We start from the raw sequence: 22,352 nt of genomic DNA, 5'->3' as shown, positions 1-22,352 counted from the left end.
AAAATGAAGCAAATAATAATCAAAGAAAAAAAAGCCAGTGCACTTGTACAAGGCTGTATGCGCATCAGTGTGCTACATGATGATGAATTAGAACAGTTGATTAAAACCGATTTGGCTTGTGGCATCAACTTCTTCGACCACGCAGATATCTATGGCGGTGGAGAATGTGAAAAAGCTTTCGGACGTATATTAAAGAAGGAGCCACATCTACGTGATCAGATGATTCTTCAAAGCAAATGTGGTATTCATCGTGGTGAACAAATTACCTACTATGATTTCAGTAAGGATTATATCCTGTCTTGTGTAGATCAAAGTTTAGATAACCTGCATACAGATCACTTAGATTATCTGTTGTTACATCGCCCGGATGCCTTAATGGATCCAGATGAAGTGAATGATGCATTTGATATATTGTATCAATCAGGAAAGGTATTGCATTTTGGTGTGAGTAATCAATCCCCTGCCCAGATGGAATTAATGAAAAAAGGTGTACGTTATCCATTAGAAATCAATCAGATGCAGCTTAGTGTCATGCATACGCCAATGTTAGATGCAGGATTTAATGTAAATACCATGTTTGATGGTGCAATCGATCGTGATCAAAGTGTAATAGAGTATTGTCGTATACACGATGTTACCTTACAATGCTGGAGTCCCTTTCAATATGGCATGTTTGAAGGTGTATTCTTAAATAACGAAAAATTTCCTGAAGTAAACCGTGTGATTGATGAATTAGCTGCCCATTATGGTGTCAGCAACAGTTCTATTGCCGTTGCCTGGTTATTAAGGCATCCAGCCAATATGCAGGTAATATTAGGTTCTACTAATGTGCATCGTATGTCTGAATTAGTAAACAGCTGTGACATTGAGTTAACAAGAGAAGAATGGTATCGTATTTACACTGCAGCAGGAAATATGTTGCCATAAACCAAAACCTTACAAAAGATTATAAAAAGGGGCTGTAACGAGTAGTCATCAATGATAGACTATGAGAGTTACAGCTCTCTTTTTCTTTGAAATTCAAGAACAATGCGTGAAATATCATCATGTGCTATGTCATTTTAGAAAGAAAGATTAAAATTTAATGGCAAAATAGTTTGATATGTTGTATAATCTTTCTTAGGTAATATATTTAACATAAGCAATTAAATTTTACCAAAGAAAAAGCACTTTTTCCAGTTTTGGGATAAGTGCTTTTTTGATTTTCAAAGTGCTTATTCGTTACAGCCCCATTTTTTTAAGAATGATAAGTTTCCTCGTCTAATAATCCTTCTGATTTTGCGACAAAGACACTAGCAGAGCTGTCACCAATTACATTTAATGATGTTACCAGCATTTCAATTGGACGATTAATTGCTAGAATCAATGAGTACGCAAGCATTGCCGCATCATTGGTATATCCTAAACCAGTTAAGATTGTAAATAGGATTACTGCACCAGCACCAGGTGCTGCTGGTGTTCCAATAGAGGCAACCAACGCGAGGGTTGCGATAATCGCTATATTACCGATTGTAACATCATAACCTGCTGTTGCTGCAATAAAGATTGCCGCAATGACCTGCATAATCGCTGTGCCATCCATATTAATGGTCATACCTAAAGGTAATACAAAGGATGCAATCTCCTCACTGACACCCAATTCTTCTACGGTTGTTTTTTCATTTAAAGGAAGTGTTGCCGCAGATGATGATGTAGAAAATCCAAATAAAGAAACCTTAGCCATTTTACGAAGGAAAGGTAGTGGATTTAATTTGGTTGTCACAAATAAAATCAACGCATATCCAAAAATCAGGAACAATAATAATGTTAATATGGTTGTTATTACATATGCCGCAGCTGGTTTTAAATGATCAATTCCATAAATTGCGAAGGTTCTTGTTAACAAGAAGAAAATCGCCATTGGTCCAAATTTTGTAATGACAAAACTTAAGAATACCACAACAATATCATTTACTTCCTGTAACAGTTTCTTTAACACTTCAATTTTTTCACCTAATGTATTGATACAGATACCTACACAAACAGCTAAGAATACAATACCCAATACACCGCCATTATTGGTAAATGCACTGGCAATATTGTTTGGTACTGCCTGTAAGATTACCATTAAAGGATTGCTTGCAGTAGAACCTGTTCCACCAGCTAATGTAGAGTTAATTTCAACTTCAAATAAACCTGCGTGATAAACGCCAAAACCAACAATTCCTGCCACAATCAAAGCAATAAATGAAGTTAAGAAGAAATATCCAATCGTTTTATAAGAAATTCTTCCAAGCTTCTTTGTATCTGATATATGGCACATTGCAAGTGCTATACTTGTAAACACCATAGGAATGATGATCAGCTGCAACGCATTGATAAATAACTGTCCTAAAATATAGAAGATACCTACTGCATTTGCATTTTCTTCTTTTGAGATATCCGCAAACAACAGATTGTTGATCGTGTTCCATGTTTCGTTATATCCATTCCCCAACATGTATTCACGAAGGACGATACAGCCAAAACCAGCTGCCAAACCTAGAATCATAGCAATTGCCATACGTTTTGCGAGCTGCTTGCCATTTATTTTTTTCATATTCAAAACTTCCTTTCAAATAAAAAAACCTTATTCACCCGGTATGATGGAATAAGGTTATATAGACTTCATATAAAAACACGCTGCTGTGTTTGTTTCCTTTTCTACCTCTCGGGTAAAATTAAAGGTATTCTTTTTTCCATGTGCAAGTATAAAGGAAATCTTAGTGATTGTCAACAAGGTATTTTATCAAAGGATAGGATAAAAATACTATTTCATTAATCATTATCATATTTTTATCGATATTTTTATGCATATTTGCATATTTTTATTGATATTTTTATGTATCATTGCATATTTTTATCGATTGATGTATACTAAGCATAAGAAATGAGGTGTTGATTCATGAAAAGGCAAATAGAGAATGATTTAATCAAATGGAAAAAAAATCCACATAAAAAACCGCTCATTATTAAAGGAAGCCGTCAAGTAGGTAAGACATTTTGCATTCGTGAATTTGCAAAAGCACAATATCACGATTTTATTGAAATTAATTTTGAAAGAAATTTAAAAATGGTAGATTTATTTAATAAAACCCGAGAACCCAATGAATTATTAGAGTATTTGAAAATCACCTATATGGATAGCGTATTTGATGAAAACACGCTTTTATTTTTAGACGAAGTCCAGGCATGTCCAAGTGCTTTAACAACCTTAAAATTTATGAGTGAATCATTCCCTTGTGACATTATCTGTTCTGGAAGTCTTTTAGGAATAGCCATTGCTTCCACTTCATCTTTCCCAGTAGGGTATGTAGAAACATGGACACTTTATCCGATGAGTTTTCTTGAATTTTTAGATGCTTATGGATTACCTGATGATATAATGAAAAAGATCAATCAATCACTTGATAATTTAAAAAAAATACCAGAAATCATACATGAGAAAATGAATGAATTATTCACCACTTATATGATGACTGGTGGCATGCCCGAAGTTGTGTCCACTTATATTGAAACAAAATCTTATCGTGAATGTTTAACAATTCAAAGAAGAATTGTGAATGATTATATCAGTGATATGGCCAAATACGCTCATGCAAGTGATAAAATCAAAGCTAAAGAATGTTTTCTATCTATCCCTATACAATTGGCCAAAGAAAACAAAAAGTTCCAATATGGTGTAGTAAAAAAGGGTTATAATGCAAGATATTATGATTCCAGCCTGCAATGGCTTCAAGATAATGGCATGATCATCAAAGTTAATCGTTTATCCCATATATCAACGCCTTTAGCAAGTGCTGTAGAACTTCCTATCTTTAAAGTCTATATGGCAGATGTTGGGCTATTCATCTCTCAATTAGAAGATGGAGAAATACAAAAAATCATAAGTGGCGATTTAGGTATATTCAAAGGAGCTTTATATGAGAATATGGCTGCGCAGATATTTCAAAGAAAACATAAGAAATGCTATTACTTTGAACCAAGCCAGACAACAGAAATTGATTTCATTATAGAATATGAAGGTGAAATCACACCAATTGACATAAAAGCCGGTTTAAATACAGCTTCTAAATCCTTTAAGAATTTTGTAGAGAAATATAAACCAATCCATGCATTCCGTTTTTCACAAAAAAATATAGGGATAGCTAAGGAAGGTAATATTGTATATCTTCCATTATATTTACTGGAAATCTTGTTGGAACATGAGGTTCCTATTTCTTTTGATTTACCTATAAATAACGAGAAATCATAACATGGTAAAAAAAGATGATTGGAAAACATTAGAAATTCCTACACAATTTGAAACCTTCTTCTTAGAGAGAACATTAACAAAAAAAGATCTTGCATATATCAAAGAAGGACACCGCTCTGAAGAAATGGAAGATAAATGGTTCATGTATTGTGAGGATCATAAATTATTTATCCATCGAAGCTGGACAGGTTATTGTATTTATATTGTGGAATTATCTGACAATGGTAAACTGAAAACCATTGTCAATCGTGATCCACAACAATATAAGGAAACAGATATTGAACAAGACAAATTGCAATTAAATATCCTTATAAACCGTTTAGTAAAACAAAATGGGGAAAATGCACGTTTGATGAAGTTATTTTTTGAAAGAAGAAAATCATAATACAATCATAAAATAGTTGAATTATCTATCAGAAAAACGCTTAACTACATCCTTAAAAAACGTATATCCATCATTTTACGAAATCTTAACAAATCTTTTGTATTTTATTTTGGAGTTTCTAGCTTTTTCCTGTATAATTATACTTGCGCAAAGGAGGAAGTTTATGGTTTTGAATTTTATTAGAGGCTTTTGTATGGCCTTAGCGGATAGCGTACCTGGAGTGTCTGGGGGTACGATTGCTTTCCTGCTCGGCTTTTATGATAAATTTATCGGCTCTTTAGATGCTTTGATCGCTGGTAATAAACAGGAAAAAATTGACGCAATCATCTTTTTATTGAAATTAGGCGTTGGATGGGTTATTGGTTTTTTAAGTGCTGTCAGTGTACTTGCCAATATCTTCGATACTTATATTTATCAAATTAGTTCTTTATTTATCGGATTTATCTTGTTCGCAATTCCCATCGTTATAAAAGAAGAAAAAGAAAGCCTGATATTCAACTGGAAAACGATTCTGTCATTTATCGGTGGTGTAGCACTTGTTGCATTCATTACGTATTTCAATCCGGTAAGTGGAAGTGAATCTGGTGTAAATCTGGCACAGTTAGATATTAGTTTAATATTATATGTATTTGTCGCTGCCATGTGTGCCATTTCTGCTATGGTACTACCTGGAATCAGTGGTTCTACATTATTATTGATTTTTGGATTATATGTTCCTATCATTTCCGCAATCAAAGCGGTAATGGGATTTGATTTATCTTATATCCCGATCCTGTTTGTATTTGGATTAGGTATTATCACTGGTGTTGTTACTGTGGTTCGTTTAATCAAATGGGCACTTGATAAACATCGTCCTATTATGATTTTCTTAATCATTGGTATGATGATTGGTTCCTTCTATGCAATCGTTATGGGACCACAGACTTTAGCTACACCAAAGCCACCATTAAGTATTGATACATTCAGCATCATCTGGTTTGTTGTTGGTGGTGCTATCATCTTTGGTTTACAGAAGATGAAAACTATGACGACAAAAGAAGAAGCATAAACATCACTCTAAATATGGAGTGATTTTTTTATGCGTTATGGTAAAATAAACATAATGAAAATGGAGGATAAGAAAATGATGACAATTAAAGATTTTATAAAAGACACATCACATTTAAATGAAGCTGCTTTAGTAGATATTTCTGATCAATTATGGCAAATAGGCAGTCTTTCAGAAATCAAACAACAAGTAAGTCATGAACTTTTCATTTTACATATCAGTATGAATATGATTGGCAATTGGAAAGGTGAAGGATGGTGGGGTGTCATTAGTGAACAAGCTGAACTTGTACCTTATATTCCAGAAGCTTTACAGGCTTTACAACTAAATCATTTGAAAACAGCTTTTGAAGATGTCATTTCCATATTCCCTGCGTATACGATCTTTTCAAACGATAATGAATGTTATTATGATATGATCAATTTCTTACAAAACGTTCGTTTCAAAGTAACAGATGAACGATTATTAATGATTCCTTCTGAAAAGAGAAAAGAAATGGTCACATCTATCAAACAAAAGTTAGATATATTGGAAGATCTTACAGAGCCATTATGGGGATATGGCGCAGAATCGGATGGCTGGATACAAGTCATAGACTATATTAAAACACAATTATAAAACCAATATAAAAACAAGCAGGATCATATCAAAATTATAATTCCTGCTCATTTTTATATTATTTTTGATGAAATGCATCTAATTCTCCCTGCATTTGTTCTTGTAGCTGTTTGATCATACCATCCACTTTTAATGGCTTATATGCTTCAAATGGGATGGCTTTTCCTATATGCATGTGAAAGGTTCCATGTTGTTTTAAAAGTCGCTTATAATCAAAAGAATCGCATAATACCACGGGCACGATATAACATTTTGCCATGAATGCGGGTTGGATACTGCCTGCCTGCATCTGTTTCATCACTGTGCCTTTTGATCGAGTGCCTTCTGGAAAGATCAGAATATTTTGACCAGCTTTTAAGCGTCTGGTTGTTTCCCTTAGCATATGCACGGCACTGCCTTGATCTTCACGATCAAAATAGATCAATTCAAGATTCTTACTTAAACTAGATAAGTATGGAATCTTTTTATTTTCGGCTTTTGACACAAATGTAAATGGCACATGGATGCCGATTTCCAACATAAACAAATCAAAAAAGCTTTGATGATTGCTGACAAACAGAATACTGCCATCGCTTGGCAATGCATCTTCCATTTCCACATCTAATTTGATATGCAACAGATGAAAACATCGTTTACACCATTTCGCAATGTGTAAAAACCGTTCTTCAAATGATTTTTTACGTACCATGAAGCATCCAATCCATGATATCGGAATCAGCCACAGCAAGTGCAGACAATATACATAAAACATAATTTAAGACCCCTTTGTCAAAACCATTGCATAAGCAATGGCATATTCTTTTTCATGTGCAATGGATATCATAACATCATAATCAAAACATGTACACACAGGTGCTCCTGTATCATCCTGAAGTACTTCAATGTCTGATATCGTACAATCCACAACCTTGTGAATTGCTTTATAAATCGCTTCTTTTGCCGCAAAACGTCCGGCAATCCATTCGGCTTTGCGTTTATCCGGATATTGATTAGCGATTTCCTGTTCTTTTTCACTCAGAATTCTTTGTATCACCGGTTTATTTAATGCATTAGCAATTCTTGATATCTCTACGATATCGCATCCAATCCCTATGATCATAACTACTCCTTCTCATAAATCGCCTCTAATGTGATTTCTTCACTTTTCAAAAGGCGTATGGTATCTTGATGATGTACACGAAGATATCCATGCTCTTCAATGCCATCTACCTTCCATATTATACCATCCAGCAGGATGGATCTGCCAGATAAATAAGAGTATTGTGAAATGGAGGATAATAGAAAAGATGATTTTGCCATCATTAACTGATCATATTGTATTAATATCTTCTGTAAAAGTTCCTCTTTTGGCAAACTGACATAATCTGCTTTTGTAAGTAAATTATCTTTTTTACTTAAATTGATACCAATTCCAATCACTGTAGCGACCTTTTCATTTCCTTCATAAATACTTTCAATCAAAATGCCACATAGTTTTTTGCCATGAATCAAGATATCATTTGGCCACTTGACAGAAGTCTGTATACCATATTGTTTTAACGCAAATACAACAGATAATGGCGCAATCAGTTCATTTGGATAATTATTTTTTAGAAGAATGGAAAATGTCAGATCTTCTTGACTTTCCCATACACGGTCAAAGCGCCCTCTGCCCTTTGTTTGTTTGTGGGCCAGAATGACGCTGTGATCTTGATATATATGATATTGTTGTTTTAAGACATCATTGGTACTGGAAACTTCATCAAAAGCATAAATTGTAAACATATTATTTATCGCTTACGGCAAACATCATTTCAGCTGTAACAGCGACTTCTCCATCTACGCTAGCAACAGCCTTTACCCATGCGATTCCCATACGTTCACGAATGACTTCTGCTTCTAATCGAAGCACATCTCCAGGAATGACCTGACGTTTAAAGCGAGCTTTATCGATACCGGCAAATAAACCGATTTTTCCTTTGTTTTCTTCTTTACTCAACAGCATTACTGCCACTGTTTGTGCCAATGCTTCTAATTGAAGTACACCTGGCATGATGTGTTTTTCAGGGAAATGTCCTAGAAACTGCATTTCATTTGCGCTGATGCATTTTGTACCTACAACTTTATTTCCTTCAATGGATTCAATACGGTCCACCAATAGAAATGGGTAGCGATGAGGAATGATTTCCTGAATTTCATTACTGTTATATAACATGACTTATTCCTCCCATCTTTTGATAATGATACTTGCATTATGTCCACCAAAGCCTAAAGAGTTAGACATGGCAACACGAATATCTGCAGTTTTACCTTCGTTTACCACAAGATTTAAATCACATGCAGGATCACTTTTTTCATAATTGATCGTCGCTGGCACAAAGCCTTCTTTTACTGCAAGAGTAGAAATAATCGCTTCTAAAGCACCACTGGCACCTAACAGGTGTCCACTCATAGATTTTGTGGATGAGATATATGGTTTATAGGCATCATCTTGAAATGCTACTTTGACTGCTAAGGTTTCACTGGAATCATTTAATGGTGTAGATGTTCCATGGGCATTGATATAATCAATATCCTTTGTGGTTAAGCCTGCATCTTTAATTGCCATACCCATTGCACGAGCTGCGCTTGTTCCATCCGCAAGTGGTGCGGTAATATGATTGGCATCACATGTTGAACCATATCCTACGACTTCTCCATAGATTTTCGCATGACGTTTTAAGGCATGTTCCAATTCTTCAAGGATTAGCACACCGCCGCCTTCTCCCATGACAAAGCCTTTACGTTCTGCATCAAATGGAATACTTGCACGGTTTTTATCTTCCCCTTCATGTAAGGCACGCATGCTCGCAAATCCTGCGATTGCCACAGGTGTAATCGCTGCTTCACTGCCGCCGACTGCGACAATATCTTCATACCCGTCACGAATTCTGTGAAATCCTTCCCCAATTGCATTGGTACTTGCTGCACATGCTGTTACCACACTGGATACATTGCCATGAGCACCCATATCGATTGCTACACTGCCTGCCGCAAGATTGATTAATGACATGGGAATAAAATATGGGGATATTCTGCTTGGTCCACGATTTTCAATTGTTTGGGAAGCTCCTTCAATTGTGGAAATTCCACCAATGCCACTACCTAAAATCACCCCAAAACGATCGTGATCAAAATCAACATCCTGTAATCCACTATCTTCATATGCCTGTTTTGCGGCTATTCTGGCAAACTGGGTAAAACGATCATTAAATTTTAAATCACGTTTGGTAAAGTATTGCTCCATATCCAGATTTTTTACTTCACCTGCAAGCTTTGCACGATATTCACTTGGATCAAAGTGTGTAATGCGATCAATCCCACATACGTTTTGATTTACATTTGTCCATACTTCTTCTACATTATTTCCAATCGGTGATACAACACCCATTCCTGTAATTACGACTCTTTTCATTTACATCACCATCCCGCCATCTACATTAATTACCTGGCCTGTTATATATGCACTTTCTTCACTACACAAAAACTTCACTACATTAGCAACATCTTGTACATCGCCAAATCGTTTTAATGGAATACCGGATAACATTTGTTTCTTTACGGTATCATCTAATTTCTGTGTCATTGCGGTATCAATAAAACCAGGTGCAACAGCGTTCACACGGATACCACGGCCTGCAAGTTCTCTTGCGACACTTTTGGTAAGTGCAATCACACCGCCTTTACTTGCTGCATAATTTGCCTGACCTGCATTTCCCATGATACCTACCACACTGGCCATATTCACAATACAGCCACTTCTTTGTTTCATCATCTGACGTGTCGCATAACGAATGCAGTTGTAGCATCCTTTCAGATTGACATCAATGACAGAATCAAAATCTTCTTCACTCATGCGAAGCAACAAGTTATCTCTTGTAATACCGGCATTATTGACGATCACATCAATATGTCCATAAGTATCAATGATTTCTTTCATCATCGCTTCTACTTCTTCGCCTTTGGCAACATTACATTTGATTGCTTTATGATGACCGCTTGGATCAAGTTGTGCCAATACGTTATTTGCACTTTCTTCACTGTTGGAATAATTGATGATCACATCATATTCTTTTGACAGTGTTTTTGCGATACATTCTCCGATTCCTCTGGATGCACCGGATATAAAAGCTGTTTTTCTTTCCATACATTTATCCTTTCAATGCTTCTACACATTCTTTTAATGTGGTCATATCTTCTACATGTAAGATTTTTACATCATGTCCTTTACAGCACTTTTTCACAAAACCACTGATTGTTTTTCCAGGTCCTACTTCAATAAAAGTATCTACCCCATCACCCAGCATATTGGCAATCGTCTGTTCAAAATAGACAGAGTGTGCAATCTGTTTGCTTAAGATATCAATCAAAGGCTGATCCTCGATGTTTCCACTGATATTGTGATATACTGGAATACTTGGTTTCTTTAGATCATAGTTTGATAAAACATCATGTAGTTTAATGGCTGCATCATTTAATAAGGAGGAATGAAATGCTCCAGATACCGCAAGTGGGACTGCACGGCGTGCACCTTTTTCTATGCATAGATCTTTAGCTTTATCCACTGCTGCTTTTTCACCTGTGATTACAATTTGTCCCGGACAGTTGTAATTGGCAATCTCACAAACACCAATAGATTTCACTTCTTCACATGCTTCTAATATAGAAACTTCATCTAACATTAAAATCGCATACATAGAGCTGGTTCCTGCTGGTAAAGCATTGGCCATGATTTTTCCACGCTCTCTTACGATTTTTGCGCCATCAGAAATAGAAAATGCCTTAGCATAACATAATGCCGCATATTCTCCAAGACTTAATCCAGCCACAACATCTGCCTGTATGCCATATTCATGTAATACCTTGGCAAGTGCCATGCTTGTCACAAAAATAGCCGGCTGTGCATATTGGGTATCATCCAGTTTTTCTTTAGGACCCTGAAAGCATAGATCTTTGATATCCACATCTAATTCCACACTGTCAAATACTGCTTTCGCAAGTGGATCTGCTTCATATATATCTTTTCCCATTCCGGGTGTTTGTGCACCCTGTCCGGCAAATAAAAATGCTGTTTTCATACGTATAAATCCTTTCTATTCACCAAATAATTCGTGAATCAATTCATGTACCGTTACGATTTTATCAATACGATATGCATTTGCTCCTGCAAACACTAGACCTTCTTCCACTTCACCTTTTACAGCATGTATCAATGCTTCACTAATACAATATGGTGTGGAATCAATTTTACAAGGCAGCATACAGCCAATACAATGGGTTGGTATTGCACGCTTGTTTTCATGCTCCTTCATAAAAGGTGTCATAATGGCACGTCCAGGCAGTCCAGCAGGACTTTTCACAATGGCGATATCTTCTTTTTTCGCATTCACAAACATCTGTTTATAACGCTCATCTGCATCACATTCTGTCGTGGCGATAAAACGGGTTCCCATCTGTACCCCATAAGCGCCCATGCTTTGATAATGTTTGATATCTTCTTTTGTATAGATACCCCCAGCAACAAATACAGGAATCTTTCTTGCGGCCTCTTCTTCATATGGTGGAAGCAGTGCTAATACATCTTTTAAGATATCATCTAAAGAAGCATATGATTCATTCAATACTTCTTCTTTTTTAAAGCCTAAGTGCCCTCCCGCAAGTGCTCCTTCAATTACGATAAAATCAGGAATACGGTTACTGTGGCGTTTCCAGCTTCTTAAAATCAGGGAAGCTGCTTTTCCACTACTGACGATTGGGGCTAACAAAATATCTGCATCTTTAACGATTTCAGGCAGATGTAATGGTAATCCTGCTCCGGATATAATAGCATCCGCACCTGCCTCTACACATGCTTTGACATAAGTTTCATAATCACGAGATGCGACCATGACATTTACAGCGCAAAGGCCTTTTCCTTTTGACAATACTTTGGCTTTTTTTACTTCTTCTATGATGGCCTCCACATTGCATGCTTTACTGTTTTGCCAGAAATCCGGCTTGCGATATCCTGGATGAGCAGCTGAGATAACTCCCATGCCACCTTCTCTCATGACTGCGCCAGCAAGTTTGGATAAGGAAATTCCTACGCCCATGCCACCTTGTATGAGTGGTATTTCTAATGTATCTAAACTTTTATTTCTCATAGACAAGGCCTTTCACTTTTTCCTCTAGTGTTTTTATTTCTTCTTGACTTTCTTTAACAAGTTTTTCTAATATTTCCTGTATGCTTAAGATTTCATGTACCATACCAGCAACCTGTCCCATCATTACAGAACCATGCTTCATATCACCTTCAAATACAGCACGGCGAAGTCCGCCAAGGGTTAATTTTTCCATTTCTTCTTTTGGGGCATTTGCTGCTTCCAGCTTCAGATACTGTAATGCCATCTGATTCTTTAAGATACGAACAGGTGTTCCCGCACTTCTACCAGTTACCACACTATCCATATCTTTTGCCTTTAATACGGCTTTTTTATAATTTTCATGAATTGGACATTCATGAGATGCCAACAGGATCGTACCAATCTGTACCCCGACAGCACCTAAGGATAAAGCAGCATTCATCTGTTTTCCACTGGCAATTCCACCAGCTGCGATAACTGGGATATTAACTGCCTCTACAACTTGTGGTACCAAAGACATGGTTGTTGTTTCTCCAACATGCCCACCACTTTCGCCACCTTCAGCGATGATTCCATCGACGCCGGCTTTTTCCAAACGTCTTGCGAGTGCCACACTTGCCACTACAGGAAAGATTTTTGTACCACTGGCCTTTAATGCTTCAATATAAGGACCGGGATTTCCTGCTCCTGTCGTCACAACTGCCACTTTTTCTTCACAGATCACTTTCATAATATTTTCTGTATCCGGATTCATCAACATCACATTGACACCGAAAGGTTTATTAGTTAATGCTTTACAGGTACGAATGGCTTCTCTAGTTGTAGTGGCATCCATTGCACCGGTTGCGATAATACCAAGTCCACCACTATTGGATACACATGCCGCAAATTGTGGAGTTGCGATATTTGCCATCGCTCCCTGGAAGATTGGGTATTTGATATTTAAGAGTTCATTGATCATCATAATGCTTTTCTCCTTACAGTTCTATATAGGCTCCAGCCCAGCAAAATCCTGCGCCAAATCCTGTTAGAACGATTTTCATGCCTTCCTTTAACAGGCCTTTTTCCTGCATTTCGCCTAATGCCAAAGGAATACTTGCGGCACTGGTATTCCCAGTTTCCGCGATATTGATATATACTTTCTCCATATTGATATGCATACGTCTGCACACATTGTTGATTATTCTAAGATTTGCCTGATGTGGCACGATCCAATCGATTTCATCCAATGATACATTTGCTTGTGATAATACATCTTCGATTGCTTCTTTCATAGCGTTAACAGCAAAGCGGAAAGTTTCACTGCCATTCATACGTACCAGTGTCGGTGTATACACCTGTTTAGAAAATAATGCTCTTGGTAATGGGGCATCTGCATGAATAATGCCTTCATGATCCCCTTTGCTAGAAGCAAAATGAAGCATACGATTATCACATGGCTCTTGTTTTACAACAGCAGCTCCTGCCCCATCCGCGAAGATGATACAGGTTCCACGATCTTCCCAGTCTAATTGTTTTGATATGACTTCCGCACCAATCACAAGTGCAGAATGTGCCATATCACATGCTAACAGGCTGTGGGCAACTTCTAAGGCATAAAGAAAACCACTGCATGCCACATTGATATCAAATGCCATGACTTTTTGTTCATTCATGCCTAATTTTTGCTGAACCATACAAGCCGTGGAAGGTGTTGTATAATCGGGTGTAAACGTAGCAACAATAATCAAATCAATATCCTTATACGCTACAGCGCTATGATCTATTGCCATACGTGCTGCACGAACTGCTAAATCACTGGTATTTTCTTCTTCACTGATATATCGGCTTTTGATACCAGTACGGGAAGATATCCATTCATCATTGGTATCCACAACCTGTGCAATATCATCATTGGTAACTTTGCGTTTTGCCTTGGCATATCCAAAGCCTTTGATTCTACATGTTTTCATACGCAAGTCCCATCTTTCTGAATTTCGCATAGCGTTTTTCTACCAGGGTATCCCCACTTAACATGTTTAGCTGCAACAATTCCCGATATAATTCTTTATCTAAATGATCACATACCAGATCAAAGTTTTGATGTGCTCCACCAAGTGGTTCTTTGATGATGGTATCAATAATTCCTTTTCGTTTTAAATCAGCCGCAGTAAGCTCCATGACTTCCGCTGCTTCTTCTGCACGTTTTTCATCCTTCCATAAAATTGAGGCAAAGCCTTCTGGTGATAATACGGAATATATCGCATTTTCTAACATCAGGATTTTATCCGCAACGCTGAATGCCAGCGCACCACCACTGCCACCTTCACTTAATACAATGGCAATCACAGGTGTACGCAAGCCTGAAAAAACTTCCAAACACTGAGCAATGGCTTCTGCCTGTCCACGTTCTTCTGCACCTTTTCCAGGATATGCACCAGAAGTATCTACCATCGTAATGATGGGACGGTGAAATTTTTCAGCCTGTTTTACCAGGCGAAGTGCTTTACGATATCCTTCTGGATGAAGCATACCGAAGTTCTTTTTCATATTTTCTTCTAAGGTCTTACCTTTACTTTGTGTAATCAATGTCACAGGTATGCCATGAAAATTCGCAAGTCCTGCCACACAGGCACCATCATCTCCAAAAGCACGATCTCCATGTAGTTCAATAAAATCATCAAACAGTTTTTCTACATAATCACTTGCTTTCGGGCGTTTTGGATGACGTGCTAAATATACGATATCCCAGGCACTTAAGGATGCATATGCCTGTTCTCTGATTTGTGTGATTTCTTTTTGTATCGCTTCTTTTTCAAACAGATCCTGTTCACCCAAAGAAGCAAACCGCGCTTCTAATGCAGCGATTCTAGCTTCACTTTCTCTTACCTGCATAAGCACTCCTTTCATGCATCTTCAATATCTGATACAATACTTTTTTCGCATCTTTACGCTCTACGATTTTATCGATAAAACCTTTCTCCAATACAAACTCTGCCTTTTGAAAATCATCTGGCAATTCTTCTTTTACAGTGGATGCAATTACACGTTTACCCGCAAAACCAATTAGACATTTAGGTTCTGACAAAATGATATCTCCTAACATCGCAAAGGATGCGGATACACCACCGGTCGTTGGATGCGTTAAATAGGATATATATAATAAGCCAGCATCACTGTGTTTCTTTAAAGCGGCACTGGTTTTTGCCATTTGCACAAGGGATGATATTCCCTCTTGCATTCTAGCACCACCACTGGTGGTAAATAAGATCAAAGGTAAACGATTACTCGTCGCATATTCAATCGCACATGTTACCTTTTCTCCAACGATGCTTCCCATACTGCCCATAAAGAAATTAGAATCCATGATACCAAGAACACAACGCTGACCATAGATTTTTCCAACACCTGTGACTACCGCTTCTTTTAAACCGGTTGTTTTCTGCAGGCGTTCTAATTTATCTTCATATCCGGGAAAATCAGGTACCTGTTTTAAATGCATCCCTTTATTAAATTCCTCAAAGCTTCCATCATCTACAATCTGACGAATACGCTCATGTGCTGTAATCTTGATTGGAAAACCACAGTGAGGACATACATAGTCATTATGCATCAAATCCTCAAACAAAGAAGTTTCCTTACAGTTGGGACAGCTGTGGAACAGATTGTCTGGTATATCAATCGGATCTTTATGCAGGGATTGTTTTCTGCTTTTGAATAAATTCAACCGATCTTTTCTTGTTTTAAATAATTGTTCCATCCTCGCTCAACTCCTTAATAAAGGTTTCCATAAACCCGGTATCATATTTACCTGATACAAATGTTGGATGATGCAGCAGTAAGTATTGAAATTCAATGTTGGTTTCTACACCCTCAATGATCAGTTCTTCCAACGCTACACGCATTTTTTTGATACATTCCAAACGATTATCCCCAAAAGTAATCAGTTTTAAAATCATAGAATCATAATATGGTGAAATCTCATAGCCACAATATACAGCTGTGTCAATACGCACATTTCTTCCACCAGGGAAATTAATAAAACTGATTTTACCAGGACTTGGCGCAAAATTCATTTTGATATTTTCCGCATTGATACGACATTCCATCGCATGTCCCAAACATTTGATATCTTCCTGACGATATGATAATTTCATACCTTCTGCTATCTTGATCTGTTGTTTGATCAAGTCGATACCAGTAATCATTTCACTGATGGTATGTTCTACCTGAATACGCGTATTCATTTCCATAAAATAATAATTGTTTTGCGCATCCAATAAAAATTCTATCGTTCCAACACTGTCATATCCGACAACTTTACAAGCACGCACGGCATCTGCCAGCATTTTTTCTCTTGTTTCCTGTTTCAGTGTATGACATGGTGCTTCTTCTAACAATTTCTGATTGCGTCGCTGACAGGAGCAGTCACGTTCAAATAAGTGACACACATTGCCAAACTTATCTGCCATCAGCTGAACTTCCACATGTTTAGGTTCCAGAATGTATTTTTCCATATACACGCCATCATCACCAAAACAAACACGTGCTTCACTTCTTGCGGTTTCATAGGCATCCTTTACTTCTGATTCTTTATATGCTACTCGCATGCCTCGTCCACCACCGCCATTTGCGGCTTTGATCAATACTGGATAACCGATCTTATTCGCCGTTTCCAGTGCCTCCTGTGCTGTTTCAATTAAATCTTTACTTCCCATGATCACAGGAATACCTGCATCCATCATTTTTTGACGAGCATGATTTTTATCACCCATCGCTTCTATTACATCAGGATTAGGACCAATAAAAGTCATCCCACACTGCATAACCAGACGGGCAAACTTGGCATTTTCACTTAAAAACCCAAAACCTGGGTGAATGCCATCACATCCAGTCATACAGGCAGCACTTAAAATATTTTTCATATTCAGATAACTGTCTGTGCTTTTGGCACCACCAATACAGACTGCATAATCCGCAAGCTGAACATGTAATGCCTCTTTATCCGCAGAGGAATACACTGCGACCGTTTCAATACCCATTTCTTTACAGGTACGAATAATACGAACAGCGATTTCTCCACGATTGGCAATCAATATTCGCTTCATTTTACACCTTCCACAATGCGCATCAGCTCCTGATCAAATTCCACCATGGAATCATCTGTTACCAGAATCTCCGCAATCACACCATCCATTGGCGCATGGATTTCATTCATGACCTTCATCGCTTCAATAATGCAAAGTACATCACCTTTTTTCACCTGCTGGCCGATTTCCACAAACGGTGTACTGCCTTTGGCACGTGATTGATAAAAGGTTCCTACGATTGGTGCCTTTACCCAATATCCTTCTTTTTTGGTTTCTGTTTTTTCTTCATTAACTTCTATTGTTTTCGGCTGTGATACAGGTGTTGAAACAATCTGCACATCACCAACCGGTTTTTCCATTTTTAATTTAATATCACTTGCTTCTATTTCCATACGGGATAAATTTGAATTTTCAAATACCGCAATTAATTCCTGAATCTCTTTCGTATTCATATGTGTACCTCCACAATTTTAAAAAAGCCAAGATATCTTGGCTCTTATTGTTTGCTTTCTAATAATTTCACGATATCTGCGACTGTAACTAATTTAGCTAATTCATCATCTTCGATGCGTACATCAAATTCTGTTTCCAGTTCTAATGACAATTCAACAGCAGCCAAAGAATCGATACCTAAATCATCCTTTAAATTTGCTTCCATTGTAATTACATCTTCATCTACATTAATAGCTTCCACTAATACTTCTTTTACTTTTTCAAACATATTTGTTCCTCCTGTACTTTGCTAGTAACGAATACTAGATTAACACTTCTTGTTTCCAATGTCAATACTTTTAGTTTCAATTACTAGATTACTTTGTAAAAAAAACTTTATAGCTTTTTTATATGTTGTTTTTTAACTGTCGTTGTCCGAATTCCCAGTTTTTACTTTGAAATTCAAATCGATTATAATACTTTGATATTCAAAAGTAAATACTTTGATAAACAAAATTTATAAAAAACGTTCACTTTTTTCAAATTTATGAACTTGAGATGTAAATGAAATCGATTTCTATAACTATCTATGATATAATAATTGAAAAAATATGGAGGGAACATTTTATGCAATCACAAATCCAATATGTCAGAAATCATATTGAAATCGCAAAAAACGAAAAATTTATCGCTTTGATGTTTTTATTAAGCTTACTTTTCACAAGTGTATCACTTTTCTTTGTCGTTACCAGCTTTTCCTGGTTTATTGATACGATAAAATATAATATCATGTATCAGGAAACATTTTATATCACAACCTTATTCCTGTATATCTTATGCTTTATCTCAACGATTATTTCTATCATAATTATGCTTCGTCATTACCTGTCTTATTGGCATAAGCGTTTATATCTGATAGAACGTTGTCACCATGTCGGCTTACTTCTTCTTACCATGATTCCAGGATTTCTTGCTTTGACATATACAGCAGCAGCTTCTCGAAATTTTGACTTTGATATCATGGATATTGCATGTTTTTCGATTATGATATGTATTCCAAGCTTTCTACTTTATAGATTGCACATATCCCATCGCATTGAAAAAAGTATTTGGCAAATCAAAAGTTTCAACCTTAATGCCTTTAAATTATTATTTTGTTTCTTTTTTATGCTTTTGATTTGTACGGAAATGATGCTTTCAAGGGAATATATAATACTCACGTTTTCTATATCCTGCACTGTTCCCTGTATTTTTTTCACTTGCCTTGCTTGTCGCTTTTTGTTTGCGCATCATCTTTACCTTAACGCAAAAGATGACATGGTAGAATTTGAGTGTTATGAATATAATGCCGATGCATTTGAAGATCACAGTGCGATAAAAGAACGTTTGATTATTCTTAATTCTGGTAATCTATTGTTAGCAGAGGATGTAATGGAAGAATTTGATTTTGATAAAGCAAAAGTAAGAACAGCTATATTAAAAAACGAGTATATCCATGTCTTTTCAGATGAAATGTATTTCAATATCGATTACCTGCATTTATTACTTCAAAGACTGGCGTATGAAGATATCGCATTTCGTGTAGAACGCTTAAAAAATGGTACATGGCAGCCATATACACAAGCAGACTATGATGCAATTCAACCAGAAAATATCCAATGTAAGCCAAAATCTGAAGACATCCAAGCACCTGTAAAGAAAAAGCCACGTAATGTTGAAAAGCTGTCTTTATCACAGAAAATAATATATACACCATTTCTGATCATTTACTTTACCTTTATATTTTTATTTCCAGTTAATTATTATCGTCCCGTCAACTGGATGTCTAAAAAAGCTTTAAAAAAGACATATCATGTTTTTACATATCGTAATATCCGTACACTTGGACATATCTTTATCGTATTCATTATCATTATTTTGCTTTTGTGCAATCCATCTTTATTTGAAAGCCTGGCAAATAATATTGGCAGTGCAACTGCCCCCCTTTATGGTATGTGCATCTTGTTTTTTATTGGAGAGCTTATTCACTTTCCAATTTATATGACACAAATAGAAAAAGCACTAACAAAAACACAGCATCAAACACATAACTATTTTGTTTATGCATTCATTCTTTATTTAATTTCTATTACCTTTAAAATGTTCACACGTGGTATACAAAAAGGACTTTCTCAAATCTTTATTTTAATTTTATCTGTTGAAGCCGCAAGAAGTATCATCTTGATTTATCGATTCATTAAGTATAAACGTTGATTCCTGTTCTATCTTTTCAAGTAAATACAGCGTATAATGAATATAATGAAAGGAGTTCATATGAAAAAAGAAACATTAAAGCTTTGTAACGTATTTTTGCTGGGGATAATTACAGGATTTCTATTAACCCCCATTCGTCGTGGTATAAATGTGCATGTTGAAAATAATGGATTGCCTTATACAAAATGTAAAAAGAACCAACAACAAAATTCCCATCAATAAAAAAATGCCAATACTTCCAGTAAACACTAGATTTATTGACATTTTTCTTTTGCTTTATAATGCTTCACTTTGAAATTTCACTGTGATTGCATAAAGATTCAACATATCTTTTGTAATGTATTTTTCAGGTTCTTTATATGCATCTAAAGATAATCCCATCGTACTTGTTCCATCTGTAACCTTTTTGGTTTGTATAATCAATACGGGTATTTCTTCATCTATCTGAAAGCTTGTCTTTTCACTTAAACTAACCATTCCTCTGCTATAACTTTCTTGATCATCTTTAATTTTAACTGGTTCATCAGGATATGTGGATGATGTAGATGTTCCATATTCATCTTGTAAGACTGCTTTCATAGACACAGGATCAATCTTTAAGTCCACAAGGATATTTCCTTCACCTTTTTTCACCTGTCCATAGTGTGCATAAACTGATTCATATCGATGATCTTTCCATTCCCACAATTCAACCTTCGCACCTTTACAATCCTCTTTAAGGTCATAAGATAGAAAAATAGGATAGGAGTTATTATCATTAAGTAATTGAGAAATTAATTCTCCCTGTTCATTTAATTCTATGGGGCCTAGATTATTTTCTTGCGTTTTTTGACTGCAACCACTTATGATGAATAATACCACTGTCATGATGCCTATTGTTAGCTTTTTCATAACAATCCCTCCTTGTTATGTTTCTACCTCTATATTAACATAAATATTCTATTATTCGATAAGATCAGGAAAAATAAGTAAAATTATTGTTTGACATTCAAAGTAATAAGCGGTATACTGGAAACCGTTATTACGGAGGTAAAGAAAATGAAAACAAAAGAATTGACACTTTGTGCGTTTTTCACGATATTATTTGTGATTGGAAGTAAAATCGTTATTCCTGCTGGTATTATTCCACTTACATTACAAACGATGGTTGTGATTATCGCAGGTATGTTGTTAAAGCCAAAATATATATGGGTATCTTATGGATTATTCTTCTTAATGGGATTATTAGGATTTCCTGTGTTTGCAAATGGTGGAGGTATCGCTTATGTATTACAGCCATCTTTCGGATTCCTGTTAAGCTTTCCAATTGCCGCAAGTTTTATTTCCATTATGCGCAATAAACTTCATACAACATCATTCCTTGCGAATTTTATTATTTGTATGATTGGTTTATTCATCATATACACCATTGGATGTATCTACATGTACGGCATTTTAAATTTCTACATGGGAGCAGCAAAAAACATGTTCTCAGTTATTGCAATGGGAGCCATTCCATTTATGATATCTGATACATGCAGTATCGCGGTAGGATGTTTCTGTGCACTTCGTTTAGCACATATCCCTGCCATCAAACAAACATTGTGTCCAACAAAGTAAAAATATTATCGTAAAACGCAAAAGGTAGAAGTCTTTCATAATAGGACTTCTACCTTTTTTTTCATCAACTGATATTTGCGTCTAATGCATAATCACAAACAATTTCTGTATCAATTTTTTCTTCCTGACCTTCTAAATTTGTGGCGTTTCCCGTATACTTCAAAATTGCTTTATGATCTTTCAACTCTACATGTAATTTAATATCCCCAGCTTTATAATTATTCAAAAAATATTCATTCATATGATCATATTGTATCCAAAGCTTACGTTCATTTAATTCCACAAAAGATGGCATCATACGTGTTCTTGGAGCGACCACCACCGAAATCGTCTGGACTTTCAAATCTTTACCTCTTCCTCCATCCACAACCTGAATATCTACAATAGGATGATAGCTGCACCAAATATAATATCCACCGATTCCACAAAGCAACATAAGTAGAATGATACTGATACATAGATACTTTTTCTTGATTTTAAATTCAATATACTGATTTTTCATATCTCCCTCACCTCTTGTAACTTAATAATAACA

Annotated in this window: 26 protein-coding genes; 8 read left to right on the top strand and 18 right to left on the bottom strand. The window is 36.1% G+C overall.

Going from position 1 to position 22,352, the window contains the following annotated elements; translation table 11 throughout:
- The first annotated feature begins 3 nt into the window (after positions 1-3).
- Positions 4-927: an aldo/keto reductase gene (locus tag DW114_RS01400; protein WP_117451667.1), complete on the top strand. Its 924-nt coding sequence runs from the start codon at positions 4-6 to the stop codon at positions 925-927.
- A 310-nt stretch (positions 928-1,237) separates the two neighbouring features.
- Here DW114_RS01400 and DW114_RS01395 read toward each other — a convergent pair whose 3' ends face one another.
- Positions 1,238-2,578: a dicarboxylate/amino acid:cation symporter gene (locus DW114_RS01395; RefSeq protein WP_117451665.1), complete on the bottom strand. Its 1,341-nt coding sequence runs from the start codon at positions 2,576-2,578 to the stop codon at positions 1,238-1,240.
- Between the two features lie 345 nt (positions 2,579-2,923).
- On the opposite strand from DW114_RS01395, the gene DW114_RS01390 reads away from it, so the two are divergent.
- From DW114_RS01390 to DW114_RS01375, 4 genes are all read left to right on the top strand, one after another.
- Positions 2,924-4,273, top strand: coding sequence for an ATP-binding protein (locus tag DW114_RS01390; RefSeq protein ID WP_117451663.1), 1,350 nt, complete (start codon positions 2,924-2,926; stop codon positions 4,271-4,273).
- A 1-nt stretch (position 4,274) separates the two neighbouring features.
- The gene (locus DW114_RS01385) at positions 4,275-4,658 is read left to right on the top strand and encodes a hypothetical protein (RefSeq protein WP_117451661.1); all 384 of its coding nucleotides are present in this window, start codon (positions 4,275-4,277) and stop codon (positions 4,656-4,658) included.
- Between the two features lie 163 nt (positions 4,659-4,821).
- Positions 4,822-5,706, top strand: a complete 885-nt coding sequence (locus tag DW114_RS01380) for a DUF368 domain-containing protein (protein ID WP_117451659.1) — start codon at positions 4,822-4,824, stop codon at positions 5,704-5,706.
- Positions 5,707-5,781: 75 nt separating this feature from the next.
- Positions 5,782-6,324: a hypothetical protein gene (locus DW114_RS01375; protein WP_147322618.1), complete on the top strand. Its 543-nt coding sequence runs from the start codon at positions 5,782-5,784 to the stop codon at positions 6,322-6,324.
- 58 nt (positions 6,325-6,382) lie between these two features.
- Here the strand turns inward: DW114_RS01375 and DW114_RS01370 are convergent, their stop codons facing one another.
- The 15 genes from DW114_RS01370 to DW114_RS01300 are packed head-to-tail and all read right to left on the bottom strand — an operon-like array spanning position 6,383 to position 18,254.
- The gene (locus DW114_RS01370; protein WP_117451655.1) at positions 6,383-7,075 is read right to left on the bottom strand and encodes a lysophospholipid acyltransferase family protein; all 693 of its coding nucleotides are present in this window, start codon (positions 7,073-7,075) and stop codon (positions 6,383-6,385) included.
- Between the two features lie 3 nt (positions 7,076-7,078).
- Positions 7,079-7,423 (bottom strand): holo-ACP synthase, encoded by a 345-nt coding sequence (gene acpS, locus DW114_RS01365; RefSeq protein WP_117451653.1) that lies wholly within the window; start codon positions 7,421-7,423, stop codon positions 7,079-7,081.
- 2 nt (positions 7,424-7,425) lie between these two features.
- Positions 7,426-8,088, bottom strand: a complete 663-nt coding sequence (locus DW114_RS01360; RefSeq protein ID WP_117451651.1) for a biotin--[acetyl-CoA-carboxylase] ligase — start codon at positions 8,086-8,088, stop codon at positions 7,426-7,428.
- 1 nt (position 8,089) lies between these two features.
- Complete coding sequence (gene fabZ, locus DW114_RS01355; RefSeq protein WP_117451649.1) at positions 8,090-8,518, bottom strand: 3-hydroxyacyl-ACP dehydratase FabZ; 429 nt, start codon at positions 8,516-8,518, stop codon at positions 8,090-8,092.
- Positions 8,519-8,521: 3 nt separating this feature from the next.
- A complete protein-coding gene (gene fabF / locus DW114_RS01350) occupies positions 8,522-9,757 on the bottom strand; it encodes a beta-ketoacyl-ACP synthase II (RefSeq protein ID WP_117451647.1) in 1,236 nt (411 codons plus the stop codon).
- Entirely contained in the window at positions 9,758-10,489 is a 732-nt protein-coding gene (gene fabG, locus DW114_RS01345; protein ID WP_117451645.1) for a 3-oxoacyl-[acyl-carrier-protein] reductase, read from the bottom strand. It lies immediately after the preceding gene.
- 4 nt (positions 10,490-10,493) lie between these two features.
- Positions 10,494-11,420, bottom strand: coding sequence for an ACP S-malonyltransferase (fabD, locus tag DW114_RS01340; protein WP_117451643.1), 927 nt, complete (start codon positions 11,418-11,420; stop codon positions 10,494-10,496).
- Between the two features lie 15 nt (positions 11,421-11,435).
- The gene (locus tag DW114_RS01335; RefSeq protein WP_117451641.1) at positions 11,436-12,485 is read right to left on the bottom strand and encodes an NAD(P)H-dependent flavin oxidoreductase; all 1,050 of its coding nucleotides are present in this window, start codon (positions 12,483-12,485) and stop codon (positions 11,436-11,438) included.
- Positions 12,475-13,428: a DUF561 domain-containing protein gene (locus tag DW114_RS01330; RefSeq protein ID WP_117451639.1), complete on the bottom strand. Its 954-nt coding sequence runs from the start codon at positions 13,426-13,428 to the stop codon at positions 12,475-12,477. Before DW114_RS01330 ends, DW114_RS01335 begins: the two co-directional genes overlap by 11 nt.
- Positions 13,429-13,441: 13 nt before the next feature.
- Complete coding sequence (locus DW114_RS01325; RefSeq protein WP_117451637.1) at positions 13,442-14,416, bottom strand: beta-ketoacyl-ACP synthase III; 975 nt, start codon at positions 14,414-14,416, stop codon at positions 13,442-13,444.
- Complete coding sequence (locus tag DW114_RS01320) at positions 14,403-15,338, bottom strand: acetyl-CoA carboxylase carboxyltransferase subunit alpha (protein ID WP_117451635.1); 936 nt, start codon at positions 15,336-15,338, stop codon at positions 14,403-14,405. The genes DW114_RS01325 and DW114_RS01320 overlap by 14 nt, the downstream gene beginning before the upstream one ends.
- Positions 15,319-16,203: an acetyl-CoA carboxylase, carboxyltransferase subunit beta gene (accD, locus tag DW114_RS01315; protein WP_117451633.1), complete on the bottom strand. Its 885-nt coding sequence runs from the start codon at positions 16,201-16,203 to the stop codon at positions 15,319-15,321. Before accD ends, DW114_RS01320 begins: the two co-directional genes overlap by 20 nt.
- On the bottom strand, positions 16,187-17,551 hold the full coding sequence (gene accC / locus DW114_RS01310) for an acetyl-CoA carboxylase biotin carboxylase subunit (protein ID WP_117451631.1): 1,365 nt from the start codon (positions 17,549-17,551) through the stop codon (positions 16,187-16,189). Before accC ends, accD begins: the two co-directional genes overlap by 17 nt.
- Positions 17,548-17,985, bottom strand: a complete 438-nt coding sequence (locus tag DW114_RS01305; RefSeq protein ID WP_117451629.1) for an acetyl-CoA carboxylase biotin carboxyl carrier protein — start codon at positions 17,983-17,985, stop codon at positions 17,548-17,550. The genes accC and DW114_RS01305 overlap by 4 nt, the downstream gene beginning before the upstream one ends.
- Before the next feature lie 44 nt (positions 17,986-18,029).
- A complete protein-coding gene (locus tag DW114_RS01300) occupies positions 18,030-18,254 on the bottom strand; it encodes an acyl carrier protein (RefSeq protein ID WP_117451627.1) in 225 nt (74 codons plus the stop codon).
- 338 nt (positions 18,255-18,592) lie between these two features.
- On the opposite strand from DW114_RS01300, the gene DW114_RS01295 reads away from it, so the two are divergent.
- Positions 18,593-20,218, top strand: a complete 1,626-nt coding sequence (locus DW114_RS01295; protein WP_117451626.1) for a hypothetical protein — start codon at positions 18,593-18,595, stop codon at positions 20,216-20,218.
- Between the two features lie 60 nt (positions 20,219-20,278).
- Positions 20,279-20,440, top strand: coding sequence for a hypothetical protein (locus tag DW114_RS21430; RefSeq protein ID WP_178695130.1), 162 nt, complete (start codon positions 20,279-20,281; stop codon positions 20,438-20,440).
- Positions 20,441-20,494: 54 nt separating this feature from the next.
- Here DW114_RS21430 and DW114_RS01290 read toward each other — a convergent pair whose 3' ends face one another.
- Complete coding sequence (locus tag DW114_RS01290) at positions 20,495-21,109, bottom strand: hypothetical protein (protein WP_117451624.1); 615 nt, start codon at positions 21,107-21,109, stop codon at positions 20,495-20,497.
- Positions 21,110-21,256: 147 nt separating this feature from the next.
- Here DW114_RS01290 and DW114_RS01285 point away from each other — a divergent pair, with 147 nt between their 5' ends.
- Entirely contained in the window at positions 21,257-21,817 is a 561-nt protein-coding gene (locus DW114_RS01285) for a biotin transporter BioY (RefSeq protein ID WP_117451622.1), read from the top strand.
- Positions 21,818-21,881: 64 nt separating this feature from the next.
- Here the strand turns inward: DW114_RS01285 and DW114_RS01280 are convergent, their stop codons facing one another.
- On the bottom strand, positions 21,882-22,319 hold the full coding sequence (locus DW114_RS01280; RefSeq protein ID WP_117451620.1) for a hypothetical protein: 438 nt from the start codon (positions 22,317-22,319) through the stop codon (positions 21,882-21,884).
- Between the last annotated feature and the right edge of the window lie 33 nt (positions 22,320-22,352).

This window comes from Absiella sp. AM09-50 (genome assembly GCF_003433845.1).
In the GTDB taxonomy this organism is placed as follows: domain Bacteria; phylum Bacillota_I; class Bacilli_A; order Erysipelotrichales; family Erysipelotrichaceae; genus Hoskinsella; species Hoskinsella hominis.
Note: the sequence above shows the minus strand (reverse complement) of the source record. Positions and strands in the feature narration are given on the sequence as shown.

Bases quoted from the DNA above. Each gene is read 5' to 3' on its own strand.
- accD (WP_117451633.1), bottom strand. From the start codon at position 16,203: ATGGAACAATTATTTAAAACAAGAAAAGATCGGTTGAATTTATTCAAA.
- DW114_RS01300 (WP_117451627.1), bottom strand. From the start codon at position 18,254: ATGTTTGAAAAAGTAAAAGAAGTATTAGTGGAAGCTATTAATGTAGAT.
- fabZ (WP_117451649.1), bottom strand. From the start codon at position 8,518: ATGTTATATAACAGTAATGAAATTCAGGAAATCATTCCTCATCGCTAC.
- DW114_RS01370 (WP_117451655.1), bottom strand. From the start codon at position 7,075: ATGTTTTATGTATATTGTCTGCACTTGCTGTGGCTGATTCCGATATCA.
- DW114_RS01395 (WP_117451665.1), bottom strand. From the start codon at position 2,578: ATGAAAAAAATAAATGGCAAGCAGCTCGCAAAACGTATGGCAATTGCT.
- DW114_RS01375 (WP_147322618.1), top strand. From the start codon at position 5,782: ATGATGACAATTAAAGATTTTATAAAAGACACATCACATTTAAATGAA.
- DW114_RS01295 (WP_117451626.1), top strand. From the start codon at position 18,593: ATGCAATCACAAATCCAATATGTCAGAAATCATATTGAAATCGCAAAA.
- DW114_RS01330 (WP_117451639.1), bottom strand. From the start codon at position 13,428: ATGATGATCAATGAACTCTTAAATATCAAATACCCAATCTTCCAGGGA.
- accC (WP_117451631.1), bottom strand. From the start codon at position 17,551: ATGAAGCGAATATTGATTGCCAATCGTGGAGAAATCGCTGTTCGTATT.
- DW114_RS01360 (WP_117451651.1), bottom strand. From the start codon at position 8,088: ATGTTTACAATTTATGCTTTTGATGAAGTTTCCAGTACCAATGATGTC.
- DW114_RS01390 (WP_117451663.1), top strand. From the start codon at position 2,924: ATGAAAAGGCAAATAGAGAATGATTTAATCAAATGGAAAAAAAATCCA.
- DW114_RS01380 (WP_117451659.1), top strand. From the start codon at position 4,822: ATGGTTTTGAATTTTATTAGAGGCTTTTGTATGGCCTTAGCGGATAGC.
- DW114_RS01280 (WP_117451620.1), bottom strand. From the start codon at position 22,319: ATGAAAAATCAGTATATTGAATTTAAAATCAAGAAAAAGTATCTATGT.
- fabD (WP_117451643.1), bottom strand. From the start codon at position 11,420: ATGAAAACAGCATTTTTATTTGCCGGACAGGGTGCACAAACACCCGGA.
- DW114_RS01290 (WP_117451624.1), bottom strand. From the start codon at position 21,109: ATGAAAAAGCTAACAATAGGCATCATGACAGTGGTATTATTCATCATA.
- DW114_RS21430 (WP_178695130.1), top strand. From the start codon at position 20,279: ATGAAAAAAGAAACATTAAAGCTTTGTAACGTATTTTTGCTGGGGATA.
- DW114_RS01325 (WP_117451637.1), bottom strand. From the start codon at position 14,416: ATGAAAACATGTAGAATCAAAGGCTTTGGATATGCCAAGGCAAAACGC.
- DW114_RS01285 (WP_117451622.1), top strand. From the start codon at position 21,257: ATGAAAACAAAAGAATTGACACTTTGTGCGTTTTTCACGATATTATTT.
- fabG (WP_117451645.1), bottom strand. From the start codon at position 10,489: ATGGAAAGAAAAACAGCTTTTATATCCGGTGCATCCAGAGGAATCGGA.
- DW114_RS01400 (WP_117451667.1), top strand. From the start codon at position 4: ATGAAGCAAATAATAATCAAAGAAAAAAAAGCCAGTGCACTTGTACAA.
- DW114_RS01305 (WP_117451629.1), bottom strand. From the start codon at position 17,985: ATGAATACGAAAGAGATTCAGGAATTAATTGCGGTATTTGAAAATTCA.
- acpS (WP_117451653.1), bottom strand. From the start codon at position 7,423: ATGATCATAGGGATTGGATGCGATATCGTAGAGATATCAAGAATTGCT.
- DW114_RS01385 (WP_117451661.1), top strand. From the start codon at position 4,275: ATGGTAAAAAAAGATGATTGGAAAACATTAGAAATTCCTACACAATTT.
- DW114_RS01320 (WP_117451635.1), bottom strand. From the start codon at position 15,338: ATGCAGGTAAGAGAAAGTGAAGCTAGAATCGCTGCATTAGAAGCGCGG.
- DW114_RS01335 (WP_117451641.1), bottom strand. From the start codon at position 12,485: ATGAGAAATAAAAGTTTAGATACATTAGAAATACCACTCATACAAGGT.
- fabF (WP_117451647.1), bottom strand. From the start codon at position 9,757: ATGAAAAGAGTCGTAATTACAGGAATGGGTGTTGTATCACCGATTGGA.